At 53.0% G+C, this 14,545-nt stretch carries 10 protein-coding genes; 9 read left to right on the top strand and 1 reads right to left on the bottom strand.

The window, feature by feature from the left end; genetic code table 11:
* Positions 1-69: 69 nt before the first annotated feature.
* Positions 70-2,250, top strand: a complete 2,181-nt coding sequence (locus AB1483_01445; protein MEW6411118.1) for a beta-galactosidase — start codon at positions 70-72, stop codon at positions 2,248-2,250.
* Between the two features lie 14 nt (positions 2,251-2,264).
* Positions 2,265-3,980, top strand: coding sequence for a gamma-glutamyltransferase (gene ggt, locus AB1483_01440; GenBank protein ID MEW6411117.1), 1,716 nt, complete (start codon positions 2,265-2,267; stop codon positions 3,978-3,980).
* Here the strand turns inward: ggt and AB1483_01435 are convergent, their stop codons facing one another.
* The gene (locus AB1483_01435) at positions 3,981-5,264 is read right to left on the bottom strand and encodes a polymer-forming cytoskeletal protein (protein MEW6411116.1); all 1,284 of its coding nucleotides are present in this window, start codon (positions 5,262-5,264) and stop codon (positions 3,981-3,983) included.
* Positions 5,265-5,531: 267 nt separating this feature from the next.
* Here AB1483_01435 and AB1483_01430 point away from each other — a divergent pair, with 267 nt between their 5' ends.
* The 7 genes from AB1483_01430 (at position 5,532) to AB1483_01400 (ending at position 14,524) form a co-directional block, all read left to right on the top strand.
* The gene (locus AB1483_01430) at positions 5,532-7,280 is read left to right on the top strand and encodes a carbon starvation CstA family protein (protein MEW6411115.1); all 1,749 of its coding nucleotides are present in this window, start codon (positions 5,532-5,534) and stop codon (positions 7,278-7,280) included.
* Between the two features lie 67 nt (positions 7,281-7,347).
* The gene (locus AB1483_01425; protein MEW6411114.1) at positions 7,348-8,916 is read left to right on the top strand and encodes a sensor domain-containing diguanylate cyclase; all 1,569 of its coding nucleotides are present in this window, start codon (positions 7,348-7,350) and stop codon (positions 8,914-8,916) included.
* Between the two features lie 46 nt (positions 8,917-8,962).
* Complete coding sequence (locus AB1483_01420; GenBank protein MEW6411113.1) at positions 8,963-9,961, top strand: glycoside hydrolase family 3 N-terminal domain-containing protein; 999 nt, start codon at positions 8,963-8,965, stop codon at positions 9,959-9,961.
* A gap of 12 nt (positions 9,962-9,973) precedes the next feature.
* Entirely contained in the window at positions 9,974-11,179 is a 1,206-nt protein-coding gene (locus AB1483_01415; GenBank protein ID MEW6411112.1) for an anhydro-N-acetylmuramic acid kinase, read from the top strand.
* A 14-nt stretch (positions 11,180-11,193) separates the two neighbouring features.
* Positions 11,194-12,453 (top strand): SpoIID/LytB domain-containing protein, encoded by a 1,260-nt coding sequence (locus AB1483_01410; GenBank protein MEW6411111.1) that lies wholly within the window; start codon positions 11,194-11,196, stop codon positions 12,451-12,453.
* A gap of 21 nt (positions 12,454-12,474) precedes the next feature.
* A complete protein-coding gene (locus AB1483_01405; protein MEW6411110.1) occupies positions 12,475-13,920 on the top strand; it encodes an OmpA family protein in 1,446 nt (481 codons plus the stop codon).
* Positions 13,921-13,945: 25 nt separating this feature from the next.
* Positions 13,946-14,524 carry a 2'-5' RNA ligase family protein gene (locus AB1483_01400; protein MEW6411109.1) on the top strand — a complete coding sequence of 193 codons (579 nt, stop codon included), beginning with the start codon at positions 13,946-13,948 and terminating at the stop codon, positions 14,522-14,524.
* Positions 14,525-14,545 lie beyond the last annotated feature (21 nt).

The following is a 14,545-nucleotide window of genomic DNA, read 5'->3' as shown; positions in this document are numbered from 1 at the left end:
TAGTTTAGGTATGTTGGTGGTTTAGACCACTTATTTGTAGAACCTTAAGTTATTGATATAAAAGGTGTTATGTTAGGAATAATAGGGAATAGATTCTCGATAGGTCGGGAGACATATCATCCGTTTTCGGCGGAGTTGCATTATTTCCGGATAGAGAAAAGGTACTGGTCAATCTGCTTTGAGCGTATCAAGCGAGCGGGCTTCCGGATAATCTCTACTGCTGTGCCTTGGAATATACATCAGGACAGCAGTAAGCACTTTGATTTCGGTGGATATGATGATCCGAACAATGATCTGATTGTATTTCTGGAGTTGGCCCGTGAATTCGGGTTCAAGGTGATTTTGCGTCCCGGTCCGTGGGTAGCAGGGCAGCTTCCTTACGGCGGTTTGCCGAAATATCTGTTTAACGACATCAAGATATTCGCTCGTGACGCGAAGGGGCAGGAGCGCAAGCTATCCGACGATTATGGTGTTGAGACGGGCTATTTACCGAGTTATCTTCATCCCAATTTCCAGTATCATTTGAAGAGTTATTTCAAGGCGTTTATAGAGACGACCAAGAATTATGTACATCCTCGCGGTCCGATTTTCATGGTTGAGCTCGATTACGAGACATCGTTCGCCCGTCAACTGGATCCCGACAGCGCCGATTATAATCCTGATGTGATAGCCAAGTACTATCCTCCATATCTTGAGGGCATCTATGGTGATATCAAGAAATTGAATGCTCAGTACAAGGAGAAGAACGCCGATTTTGCCGCCGTGGAACCTCCGCGACAGTTCAGCGGCCTGGATATGAAGGATTATCCCAAAGTTACGGACTGGTTTAAGTTCAGGCAGTGGATGCTGAACACATATCTGGAACAGCTTGAGGACATATTTAAGGCTTATACGGTCGAGCCGCTTATTTTCAGGTCGCTTTATTTCCGCAGCGGAGACCTGCTTTCGGCGTTCGATCTCGTGCCATCGGATCGTCAGCCGTTTCTGGGCTCCAATGTTTTTCCTGAGGGCAACTATTTTGACCTGATGGTTAAGGCGCGGTTTTTGAAGGCGGAGTATGGTTTTGCGTTCGCTTCGTCGTTCGCCTCGGGGGCGGCGGCAGCCGAGCCAAATAGAGAGGAGCAGGTGGCTCCGATAACGGGCAACAGGCAGCGGTTCTACCTGGCGGCCGGTCTGGCTGCCGGTTTCAAGGGAATGAACCATTATATGTTTGTTGATCGCGACCGATGGTATGGCGCCCCGCTTCACAACGACGGTACCATATCAGAGGGCTACAATACCGCCAGACGGTTCAATCAGGTGGTTACTCAGATTGGCCTGGAGCAGATGGACAACGAGGCCCAGATTGCTGTTGTGGGTAATCGCCTTTACTCCTGGCTGGCTCAGACCTCCAGCCCGAAGTCATTCGTGTATATGAAAAGGCTGCTTTACGATTCGACAGTCGGGTTCCTGCGCGATCTGATGCGTTTGAAATTGAACTTCGGTATTCGCGAGAACAAGAATTTTGAGACGCTCAAGAATTACAAGATGGTGGTTATTCCCTCCGCCGAGATTATGGCGGAAAGCGATCAGGAGGCGATTGTCGAGCTGGCAAAGGCGGGTGTGACGGTTGTCTTGATTGGCCTGATGCCCAAGTACGATGAGAACTTCAAAGATTGCCAGATACTCGCCAATCATTTTCGAATCAAGACCACGGTCGAGTACCGGATCGGTAATATCACCCACAAGAACGGATCGTTCCCGGGTTATATCTACGGTTCGATTCGCAGCACCGATGATTCCAAGGTGAAGAAGCTGGTGAAGTCGGATACGAAGGTAGTGGGCGTGTGTTCGTCGCGCTTCAAAGGTAATCTCTATTTGCTCAGTTTCGACATCGGTTCCGGCGGAAACCATCAGAAGCTGTCGTTTGTGGAGTCGCTGCTCACGGGTGAGAAGATAGAGTCCTATCTCTACTGCAGCGACCCGGCGGTGGATGTATCGTTCCAGAATGGTGAAAAGCGCGGTCTGCTGTTTGTGGTTGCTCCTCCGGCGGGAGAGCTCTCGGATGGGTTTGAGGCCGGCGAGAAAGAAATCATTATCAAGGCGGATTTAAGGGCCGCGGGGTTCAAGTCGGCCAATCTCCGTTTGACCAATGTTTTCGCCGGCGAGGAAGACAAGCCGGTGAAAATGACCGCCAAGGAGCTCAGGGACGGAATTCCGCTGACGATTCAGTATCCCGACGGGTTGATATTCGCGGTAGATAAACGCTGAGCAGAATCAATCTAATGCTTAAATTCATATCAGATCTCCTGACAGCCGCGCGGCCAACCGTCGCGGCTGTCTTCATGGTGATCTCGGTTGCCGGTTGCGCCGGACTGGAGGTTACCCAGTATTTTGATACCGGCGCGGTAGCGACCTCGGCGCCGATCGCCACCGAGGTAGGTCGTCAGGTATTCGCTCGCGGGGGCAATGCTTTCGACGTTGCCGTGGCGGTTGGATTCGCGCTGGAGGTTTGTCACCCGGAAGCGGGCAATATCGGCGGAGGCGGCTTCGCGCTCATCCGTGATGGCGAGAGCGGCGCTATCCGGGCGCTTGATTTCCGGGAGACGGCTCCATCGGCGGCGCACGAGCGGATGTATCTCAATGATTCCGGAGAAGTAATAGAGAATCTCTCAACGGTCGGCGCCATGGCAGCCGGTGTGCCCGGCACCGTGGCCGGATTGTACCGATTGTGGGAATCATACGGCAGTTTGCCGTGGGACGAACTGGTTGGATATGCTGCCGCGCTGGCTGATACCGGTTTCGTGGTGGATGAGTATCTGGCCGGTTCCTTCGAGGAGTATTCTTCGGAACTGGGCGCTTTCGAGGCGACATCAAAACAATATCTTCCCAAAGGACGCGCTCCCGGAGCAGGCGAGGTGCTGGTACAGGCGGATTTGGCGAGGACTCTTTACCTGATTGCCGCCGAGGGGCGGGATGGATTCTATAAAGGGCAGACTGCGGCGCTCATAGACTCGACCATGCGCGCGCACGGTGGTTTGATTACGGTTGATGATCTCGCCGGATACGAGCCGGTGTGGCGCCAGCCGATTCATGTGAAATTCGACTCGCTCGATGTTTATTCGATGCCGCCGCCGAGTTCCGGTGGTATTCTGGTGGGTCAGATTCTCAAGATTCTCGAGCCTTTCGATTTTTCGCGTCTATCACCGAATTCACCGGAGTTTATCCATCTGTTTGCCGAAGCCTGCCGCCTGGCGTTTGCCGATCGCAGTGAACATCTGGGGGATCCGGGTTTCTATGATGTTCCAACGCAGGGATTGCTCGACGAGAACTACATAGCCGAACGCCGTTCCCACATCACTTTTGGGCATGCCATGCCGTTTGAGGAAGTCAGACCGGGGGTGATTCCCAGGGTGGAATCAGAGCAGACCACTCACTACTCGGTGTGTGACCGCGCCGGTAACATGGTGGCGATTACCTACACGCTCAACGGTTCTTACGGCAGTATGCTGGTCGTGGACGGCGCCGGATTTTTGCTGAACAACGAGATGGACGATTTTTCCGTGAAGCCGGGCGTACCCAATGTTTACGGGCTGGTGGGAGCGGAAGCCAACAAAATAGAGCCGAACAAGCGGATGTTGTCATCGATGTCCCCCACGCTGATTTTGAAGAACAATCATCCTTGCCTGGCTATTGGCGCTCCGGGCGGCGGGAAGATAATAACAGTGGTGGCTCAGGCGATTTTGAACCTTACCAGATTTGACCTCAGTCCGTCAGAGACAGCGGCTCTTCCCAGAGTACACCACCAGTGGCTTCCGGACGTGCTTTATCTGGAAGAAGGCGGCTTCGATATCAATGTCGTTCAGGCTTTGATCGCGCTGGGGCATCATGTCGAAGAGCGCGCTCCCTACAGTGATATTCAGATAATATACGTAAATTCCGACGGTACGATGACGGGCGCCTCGGATCCGCGCCGGCGCGGGACAGCCGCCGGTTTATGATCAGCCGGTTTCGCCCGGTGGTTCGGGGGGGGCGGAAAGCGTCGCCGGCGCTTCGGAATCTTTTCGACAGTTTTTGACTCCCAGAATAATGGCGCCGGCTCCGATGATACTTATTACCAGGTAGACAATAAAGCCGACATACGGCACCGCGCAGAGTACGGCGAGTATCGCCAGGCCGAGCAACATCTGAAAGCGTCCCAAATAGACCGCGCCCGGTTTCATCATCTTCATGAGAGCATATCCGATCAAAAGGGCGAAGACAATCTTGCCGCTGTAGAAAAGCACTCCCCCCGAGACGGTCATGAAGCTGGTGATGGGGACCATAAAGATAGAGAGAGCGAGCACCAGACCGCCCGCCGGCGAGCCGTCGGAGCTGTAAACGAGCGCCAGTCCGGTGATGACGAGGATGCCGGAGATCATCAGGATAATGACGCTGATAGCGAAAATAATCATGGCCAGAAGGCCGGTGGCGGTAGAGACGGCAAAGTTTGTTTTGAGTTGTTTGATTGATTCGGCCGCGTACCGTTTGAACAACAACAGAAGGACGACACCGAACAAAAATGCCGCCAGTAACTTGGATATTCCCACGACACTCTGGGTGAACAGGCCGACTTTATCTTTATCGGCGTCTGCCTCTTTGGGTTCCCAGACGGTTTCGCCGACGATGGTGACGCCGGAGGCTTCATCGATGAAGGCCTCGTTCTCGGAGTAATAGGTAAGATTTCCTTCGATGAAAGCGGGTGGAAGAATGTTGATGTTCTCTGCTTTCAGTACGACATTGCCGTGAATGACGCCGCTGATGTAGACCGCTCCGGCAGTTATCTCGACATCCTCGCGCGCCATGCCATCGAAATAAACGCTTCCGCCGAGCAGTACGGCGTCTTTCTCGATGACGGTTTTCTCGCCGACATGAATTTCCTGCCCGCTCACCATCATCGACCGCCCCACATAGCCATTAACGTCGATCCGATTCACGAATGCCCTGAGAGCGCCGTCGACTTTACCGGCGTGAGTGAAAGTATAGGCGAATACGTTCTGTGAGCCTCTGATGTGTCCGTTGGTGTTGACAGTGTACGCCCCGGCGATGAGATCACCTTCTATGAGGCCGTCGACCGTAATCACCGAGCCCCAGGCGATCAGGTCGTCATCAATGCGGTGCAGATTGGATATGTGAATATTATCTTCTTTTTCAAAAGTAATGGCGCCGATGCTGCCGGCCGTTATCAGGGGGATAAGAATTGCGGCGAAGAGGAAAAGGCGATATGGGCTATGAGTCGATTTCATCTCATTTCCTTTCAGGCTCCATCAATAAACTACGTCCGCCAGGAAATTGAGTTGCCTCAATTGCAATAATATCCGTTAAGTAACGGGCTAAACGTGTTTTAGGAAAGTCTTTTTTTTGGGTTGGGATCTCAGGGGAATTTCTGCCGGCGGCCGGCTCTTTTTGGGCCTTTCGTAACGGCCATGTTTATACTTGAAATCCTGAGGGGTAGTGTTTTATTTTCTCTGGATGAGGGCACAGCCGTGTATATTCTGAAGTGATGAGATAGCATGAATGTTCTGACCTACCTTCTTGTTGCCGTTGGCTGTTATATACTGGCCTACCGTTTTTATGGACGGTTTGTGGCGCGTGCTCTGGGCGAATGCGCGGACCGCCCTACCCCCGCCGTAGAGATCAATGATGGTAAGGACTATGTGCCCACCAGACCATCGGTTCTGTTTGCCCATCATTATTCCACCATTGCCGGGGCCGGCCCGATCGTGGGTCCAACCTTGGGTATCCTGTATGGTGTCGGTCCGGCGTGGCTGTGGGTTGTAATCGGCGCGATCTTCTTCGGGTCCGTTCATGACTTTGCCGCTCTTTTCGCCTCGATTCGTGAAAGGGGAAACTCTGTTGCGGAGGTAGCCCGCAAGTCGCTTGGCGAGTCCGGATTTGTCATGTTTATTGCTTTTACAATTGTGTTGCTGGTGCTGGTTACCTCGGCGTTCTTATCGTTCACCGCCATATCGCTCACTTCGCTCTATCCGCTGGACAAGCTTGGTCTCGAGGCGGGGCAGACGATGCTCCGCACGACCACTGTCGGCGGCCAGACGATGGGGATAGTCGGCGGGATAGCATCTACGTCGGTAATAATCATTACGCTGGCGGCGCCGCTTCTGGGCTATCTGGTCGGCAAGCGTCAGATCAAAACATGGCTGGCTTTCGTAATCGCGTTCGGTATTTGTTTTTTTTCGGTCTATGTCGGGTTCACTTATCCCCTGTCTTTGGCGCCGACGGTATGGATGCTCATAATCGCGGTGTACACGTTCTTCGCGTGTGAAGCGCCGGTGTGGTTCATTTTGCAGCCTCGTGACTTCGTCAATGTCCAGATCCTTTATTTCGGTATGATCGCGATGACGGTTGGAATAGTGATCTCCGGTTTTCAGGGCTTGAGTGTGACGGCCCCGATGACGAATCTGGCGGCGGGAACGGCGAAAATGGGTCCGGTCTGGCCGTTTCTGTTCATTACGATTGCGTGCGGCGCCATTTCCGGCTTTCATGCTCTGGTCGCCGGTGGAACGTCGTCGAAACAACTGGCGCGGGAGAGCCAGGCGAAAGTTGTCGGCTATGGGGGAATGTTGCTGGAAGGGCTTCTTGCCGTGCTCGTTCTAATCGCCATTGGATCATCGCTGAAGTACGACGAGTACATGGCCATCGCGTGGCCGGATGTTGGAGGCGGCAACCCGATTCTGGCCTTCGCGCTGTCGCTGGGGCACCTTCTCAACGGCTCGATTGGTCTGTCGCTGGCGTTCGGTACGGTGATTGGCATTTTGATTGTCGAGGGTTTTTTGATTACGACTCTCGACTCCGCGGTGAGACTGAATCGCTATCTGTTCGAGGAACTCTGGGAGTCGGTCTTTGAGCATCCACCCGCGTATATGAAAAGGTTCTGGTTCAATTCGGGGCTTTCCGTGATTTTGATGTTGCTGCTTGCCTGGACCAACAGTTACCAACTTATCTGGCCGCTGTTCGGTTCTACCAATCAGCTATTGGCCGCCCTGACGCTGATAGCTGTAACGGTCTGGCTTAATCGGGCCAAAAGGCCTTCCTGGTTTACCATCATCCCGGCCCTAGTGATGATTGTAACCACAATGTGGGCATTGAGTTACAAGCTTTTCTGGGATTATCTCCCCGGTCACAATTATCTGTTGGCTGCTATTGATGTCGTTTTGCTGGTGCTGGCTCTGGGTGTGGCGCGGCTTTCTATCCGCAAGCTGGTGGAGCCGAAAGCGACGGCTGATTCTACCATTTCAGCCTAATTGCGGGTTTTCAATCAAAAAACGGCGGTTTTTACCGATATATAGGCAGAGTAGGATACTGCCAGACATGAAGTTATTTCTCGACCGCCACAAGACGCTGCTGCCGCGAGTAGATATAATCTATCTGCTGACACGGTCGATGGTTCTCTGCTGCATGGGTTGGTACGCCTTTTTTGGCGACCTGTCTGCAGAAGACCACACGGTTTTCTATTTTCTGATGGGTACGTTCGTCGTGCACCTGCTGATGTTTTTCACGGCGATGAAAGGCAAGTTTGACCTGAAGCTGGCCTATCTATCGGCAATCATTTATGACATTTTGATGATACCGCTTCTGGTTCTTTATACGAGCGGGACCAACGGAATTCAGTCGCCGTTTTACTTGCTGTTCTTCCTCACCGTTTCGGTGGCGGCTTATGTACTCACATTCTGGTTTTCGCTGGCGAGCACCGGTCTGGTTACCATAGCATTTCTTGTGTCTGCGGGCGGTGAGTTGGAGATGGAGAACCTTTTTGACATTTCCATCCGGGCAGGTTTCATCTGGGTTTATTACTTCGCGATTCTCTACGCCTCAGACTACATGCGCCGTTCGGAGAAACGTCTTTTAAAGTTGTTCAACACGCTTAACCAGCGAACGTCGGAGCTGGAGCGTTCACAGGCGCACCTTGAGATGATCTATGAGAACACACGTATTCTGGCGTCGATTCTCGAGCCGGACAGCGTGGTCAAAGAAGTCATGAGGATTATGGGTGGTCTTTTGCAGTACAAGTCTTATTCCGTGGTTTTCAAGGACAAGTGGGGAAATTTTTACTACCGGGCGCGGTTTCAGGGCGGCCAGAACAATTTTCACCTCAAGGCCATTGATATCTCGCGGATGGAACTGGTGCGCAAGGCGGCCGATATGGGCGAGCCGATCATTGTGAAGGATGTGTCCAGCCGCCAGGATGTCAAGTCGCTCGACCAGAGCACGCGCTCGATGATGATTGTGCCGATGACATCGCACGCGCACACCAACGGTCTTTTGACAGCCGAGTCGGACGAGGTCGCGCACTTCACCGACCGGGATCTTCAGATGTTGTCGGTAGTGGCTCGGTCGGCGGCGCTGGCGCTGGAAAACTCGGAACTTCACAAGAAAACCGAGGAATTAACCATCATTGACGAGTTGACGGAAACGTATAACTATCGGTACTTTGTACAGAAGCTTCAGGAAGAAAAGCGAAGGGCGAGCAGGTATTCGCTGCCGCTGTCGCTCATCATGGTTGATATTGACTGGTTCAAGAAACTGAACGATACTTATGGTCACGAAGTTGGTAACTATGTGCTTCGCAAGCTCTCCGGGATAATACAGCGGTGTATCCGCGATGTTGATATATTCGCGCGTTACGGCGGCGAGGAGTTCGCGATTATTCTGCCGCAGACCCAACGGCAGGAAGCGACCATTATCGGCGAACGTATCAGAGAGCAGGTTGAACGGGAAGTGTTCGAGGCGCGTCAATACGGTAAGCTTAAGGTGACCGTTTCGGTGGGTGTCAGCTCATTCCCCGAAAACGGCAAGTCGCAGGAAGAGTTGGTGTCGGTTGCGGACCAGGCGTTGTATCAGGCCAAGAACGAAGGAAAGAACGCAGTATGTGTCATCTAGACCGAGCGCCTGTGTGATATACTGACATTTGGGGGAAGAGGATAAAATGTTGGAAGCATTCAAAAAGATTGGGCAGCTGTTCATAATCGGTTTTCCCGAGCGTAAACCATCACCGGCTTTTTTGAACTTCATCCAGGAAGAAAACATCGGCGGCGTGATTCTATTCGCGTCGAACTGTCCGACGCACCAGATGGTCGAAAAGAATATCCGGTTGATTTCCGATCACTGCCGGGAGAGTATGCCGTTCATAGCGGTGGATCAGGAAGGCGGGCGTGTCACCCGCATTCACGGCGCGCCGGCCGAATTCGATTCCGCTGAGGATTATGGCAGCAAGCTCGGGATCGATACTTTCGAGGAGGATTTCAGCCGGTCAGCGTTGTGCCTGGAAAAACTGGGGATCAATCTCGTACTGGCGCCGGTCTGTGATATTTTTCTCAACGAGAAGAACAAGTGTCTCGGAGGGCGTTGCTTCGGGCGTTCGGCGCACGATGTGGTCCCTTTTGTCGAAAGAGCTGTTGATGTCTGTCACAAATACGGTTTGCTTTCCTGCCTGAAACATTTTCCCGGTCTGGGCGCCGCCGAGATAGACCCGCACGAAAAGACGGCCGTTGCCCCCTACGACGAACTGGTGTGGGAACAAAGGGAGAGACTTCCCTTCGCCGCCGGTATCGAAAAGGGCGCCGACATGGTGATGACGACGCATGTTGAATTGCCGGCTCTGGACAACCAGATCGTGACTGCGTCTGATAAGATCATATCGACGTATCTGCGGGAACGTCTGGCTTTTGACGGACCCGTAATAACCGACGACTTGACCATGAAGGGAGCCGCCAGACTCGGCTCGGTTGGTAACCGGGCGGTAGCGGCCTTTAACGCCGGGCATGATTTGCTCTTGTTCGGGCAGGATATTGATGCCGCCATGGAGGCCTACGAGCATTTCAAGAATGCCGTTCAGCGCGGTGAGGTTCCCGTGGAGCGCCTGAAAGCCTCACTCGACCGGATTGCCGGTATAAAATTCAAACTGGGCAAATCCGTTTTATATTGATACCTTTCGGCCATGTCTTTGAGTCGAATCCTCACAAAAAAGAACCTGACTATCCTCGGGCTCAATTCCGGCACCTCGGCAGACGGTCTCGATATGGCTGCCGTGCGGGTGGTACAGGGTCCGAGCGGCCGTAGTTTCAAACTCCTGCGAACATCCACAAAACCATATCCAGCCGTCCTACGGCGACTGATTCTTGGCGCGGTGGACGGCGAGACAATGAAGTTGGAGGAGGTTGTCTATCTGGATAATATCCTTGGTCGGTTTTACGGCAGCGCGGCCAGGGATTTTATGGCGAAACTCCCGGCGCGTATGGCGATCGACGCCATAGCATCGCACGGACAAACCATACGGCACGTGCCGGATGAAGCCAGGTATGCCGGCTATAAAGTCCGGGGCAGCCTGCAGGTGGGCTCGGCTGATTTCATCGCGGCTGCGACCGGTAAAATCGTGGTGAGTGATTTTCGTCAGGCCGATATTGCCCTGGGCAACGAAGGCGCGCCTATTACGGTGGCGGCCATGGAAGAGTTGTTTCGAAACAGAGATGAGTCGCGCCTGATCGTAAACATTGGGGGAATCTCCAACTATTTTTATTTTCCGGCCTTTCGTTCGAGGCGCCATGTCAGGGCGGCTGACTGTGGTCCCGGCAACAGTCTCAGCGACATTTTGACGCAGCGCCTGTTTGGACAGAAGTATGATCGGTTCGGTCGACGGGCGCGGCAGGGGGAGCCTTCGGTTCGGCTCGTTTCCCAGCTCAGGAAGTCGCCGTTTTACAGGGGTCAGACGACATCGACCGGCCGCGAATCGTTCGGTCAGTCAATGGCCAGCCGGATTGTCGACAGAGGGCGCGGCTTTGGGTTGAGTGACCATGATCTTCTGGCTACGGCCATAGAACTCACGGCGGTATCGATTGCCGATAGAGCGAAGCCGCTGGTCAGACGCGATAAGATGTTGTCAAAATTATATTTGACCGGTGGCGGAAAACATAACATTTTCCTGATTGATAGACTTAGCCACTACCTTTCGGATCTTGAAATCGTGCCTGTCGATAAACTGGGAATTGACGGAGATTATGTCGAGGCTGTGGCTTATGCCGTGATGGGCGAGGCCTGTCTGCGCTCACGGGCGTTTCGGACCTCATTTGGAAAGGCAGCCGATAACAGTCGGCAACCGGTATCGGGGAAGATAACTCAACCGCCCGGATATATGAAGAAGCGATGAGTATAGGAAAGACTTTGAACAAACTTATCAAATACGCCGGTCGAATCGGAACGGTATTGTGTTTGATGATACTCGTGTGGAGTTGCGCCACTGTGCCGGGACTTCAGGAGGAATCATCGAGCACGTATATCAGAATTCCCTTTGTGCGAGTACTTCTTGACGAAAGTCACGGCGAAGCTACGGTGTCCGCGGACGGTTCATTCGCCATTGAATGCCTCAAGCAGGGTGAGCAAACGGTATTTTATTCATCGCGGGCGGTAACAGTAAAGACTTCGAGAGATTTCCTTAGGGTGGAGAATCACAAAGGCGCCATAATTCAGGACCGACTTGATGAGGTGAATATTATTCCGCGAGGAAACAATAATAGAGTGGTTCTAAACGGTGCGCGATACCGCGGGATTCTCAAAATATTGCCGGAAGGTCAGTCGGTGGAATTGATCAATGTGATTTATATGGAAGATTATCTGCGCGGCGTTGTTCCTCCGGAGATAGGCAAGCGCACCGATGATGAACTTCAGGCGGTTATGGCTCAGGCGGTGGCTGCCCGGACCTATGCCATGGCGCATCTTCAGCAGTATGCCAACAAGCAGTATGATATGAAATCGAGTATTATCGACCAGGTGTACCAGGGGCACGATGTCGAAGAAAAGTTGGTCAATCGGGCCATCGATCTCACCGCCGGACGGGTTCTTTTCTTTGAGGATAAGTACATCAACGCCTACTATCATTCCACGTGCGGCGGGTATACCGATGATATCGCCACGGTCTGGGACCGCAAGGAGCTGCCTTATCTTCAGCCCGTGGCGGACAACGGCGCCTGTTCCTGGTCCAAATACTATAATTGGAAAGAGACTTTCACGGAGGAGCAGCTAAGGGGCCGAATAGAACAGTACCTTTCAAGCGATCGCGGCCGTGACCTTCGAATCGGAAAAATCCGCGATATCACTATCTCGGAATTAACGCCCGGCGGCAGGGTGGCAACCATGCTGGTCCATACCGACAATGATGTTTTCCGTTTTTACAAGGACCGTATTCGTTGGGTGGTCGGGCGTACTTCGAATCCGGATCTGATCCTGCCATCGGGCCGTTTCAAGGTTGAGATAGAGCGTGACGGACGCGGGGAGATAGAGTCGATCACGTTCGCCGGCAGCGGCTACGGTCACGGTGTCGGGATGTGCCAGTGTGGAGCAATCGGTTTGTCCCGGGAGGGATGGACGTACGATAAAATTCTCACTCACTACTATGTTGGGGCGGAGGTAAGGAAGCTCTATTAAGCTTCGCCGTGGAGATTGTTGATGCTTCGATTTGTGATTCTCATACTTGTACTCATGCTTTCGATTCCGTGTCAGGGATCGGACTATCGCTATTACTTCGGTTTGAAGGGCGGTGTATCGACAATCACGGGAGGTGACGGTTACAAATTTCCCCTGAACGAGAGCTTTGGCGGCAGCGCCGGTTACAGATTCTCGGACCGCTGGCATCTTGAGTTTGATTTCTCGATACATCGCAATCTTAACGACAGCACAGCATCTTCCAGTTTGTCGTTTGGCGGCGATGATGCCAACGCCACGCAAAAATGGAAGGCTTCGCGGCTGGGAATCACCCTGAACAAATATCTGTTCAATCCCGATAACAGCCTGAATATGCATGTTGGATTCGGCGGGGGGTTGATGGTGTGGAAAATCGTGGAGCCGGTCGGTGATACGGCAATTGATGTTCTTGGGGTGCACAATGAGCGAACAGACTTTGCCGCCACCGAGATCTTTGTTACGGCGCGAACGGGTTTTGATTTGACCTTGTCGTCAAAACTGGCGCTGTGCTGGGATGTTCAAGCCGACATGCTGACGGGAGCCGGCGCCGAGTTCGAGACTTCGGTGAAGGACGCTCGTAACACCTGGCAGGTAGGGTCATTCTTGACCCTTAAGTACGCGTTTGGCGGTGGTTCAGGCGGGGGATGGAAATCGAGTGGTACCTGGTCGCAGGCGACGGTGGCGGCGGCCGGTGAGTCGTCGCGTCAGGCTCTTGACGGCGATGGTGATGGTGTGCCGGATGAACTTGACCGATGTCTGGACACGCCTCTCGGCGCTATCGTGAACAAAACCGGATGTGCCATTGACAGCGATGCCGATGGCATCAGCGATGGCCTCGATGACTGCGCCGGTACCGACCCGCGGGCGGCCGGCATGGTTGATATTTATGGCTGTCCGATCGATTCGGATTTTGACGGCATGCCTGACTATCTCGACAAGTGTCCTTTCAATCAGGTGGGAGCTCGCGTCGATAGCAGCGGTTGTCCGACGGATTCAGACGGCGACGGAGTTCCGGATGGGATCGATGATTGTCCTTACACGCTTTATGGTGTGGACGTGGACAAATTTGGATGTATTGATCTGACTGACTTCTCGCATCCGATGGTGCTGAATATCGATTATCCGCCCGGTTCGTTCGAAGTGGATCCCAACAATCAGGAAAGACTGCGGCAACTGGCCCGGATACTGAATTTCGTGCCCGAGATCCGTCTGGAAATCAGCGGATATACGGATAATATCGGCACCGATGTCGCCAACCAGAAGCTGTCGGAGAAGCGCGCTAACCGTGTTCGTGATTATCTCGCGATGCACGGGGTCGATATATCGCGCATCAAGGTGTTCGGGAAGGGTGAGACGAATTTCGTAGCTTCGAACGACACTGCCGAAGGGCGCGCCAAAAACAGGCGCATTGAGATCATTTTTTATAAGTAGTACTTCTGTTATTTTGTCGGATAAGATGGATAGGATTTTTGAATATGGCGGGGCTCTCGGTGAGCGTCGTCGCAATCGCTATGCGGTGGTGATACTTCTGCCGCAGGCGCTGCACGAGATAGTCGCGCCGCTTCGCGAGCGATTCGACCCGCTTTACAACCTGGTGGCTCCTCACATAACGGTGGTATTTCCATTCGAAACGAATCTTCCTCTTGATGAACTCGCCGGCCTGATCAAAACCGAGACCGATGGCCAGAAATCGTTTCAGATTCAGCTCGATAGTATCGGCGACTTTTATCCGGGTTCTCCGACTATTTATTGGAATGTCCTCAAGAACGATCATCTCACCGAGTTGTATTACCGGTTGTATTCCCGGCTGGGCATACCTCTGGCTCAGAAGTTGTATCAGCCTCACGTAACTGTGGCGCGGGAAATTTCAGAACACCGCCTGGTGCTCGTGAAGGAACAAATAGCTTCGTATCTTCCGCGGGAAAAATTCTTTGCATCTTCGCTGGATTTAATGACGCCGCTGGTAAATGAGCGGTGGGTTTCCGTGCGCACATTTCCCTTTAAGGGTTTCTCTGATAATCCCCCGATGATATAAGAAAAGGCGGCCTGAAGGCCG

It is taken from the genome of Candidatus Zixiibacteriota bacterium, from assembly GCA_040756055.1.
Lineage (GTDB): Bacteria > Zixibacteria > MSB-5A5 > GN15 > FEB-12.
This window is presented reverse-complemented; position numbering and strand designations above follow the sequence as displayed.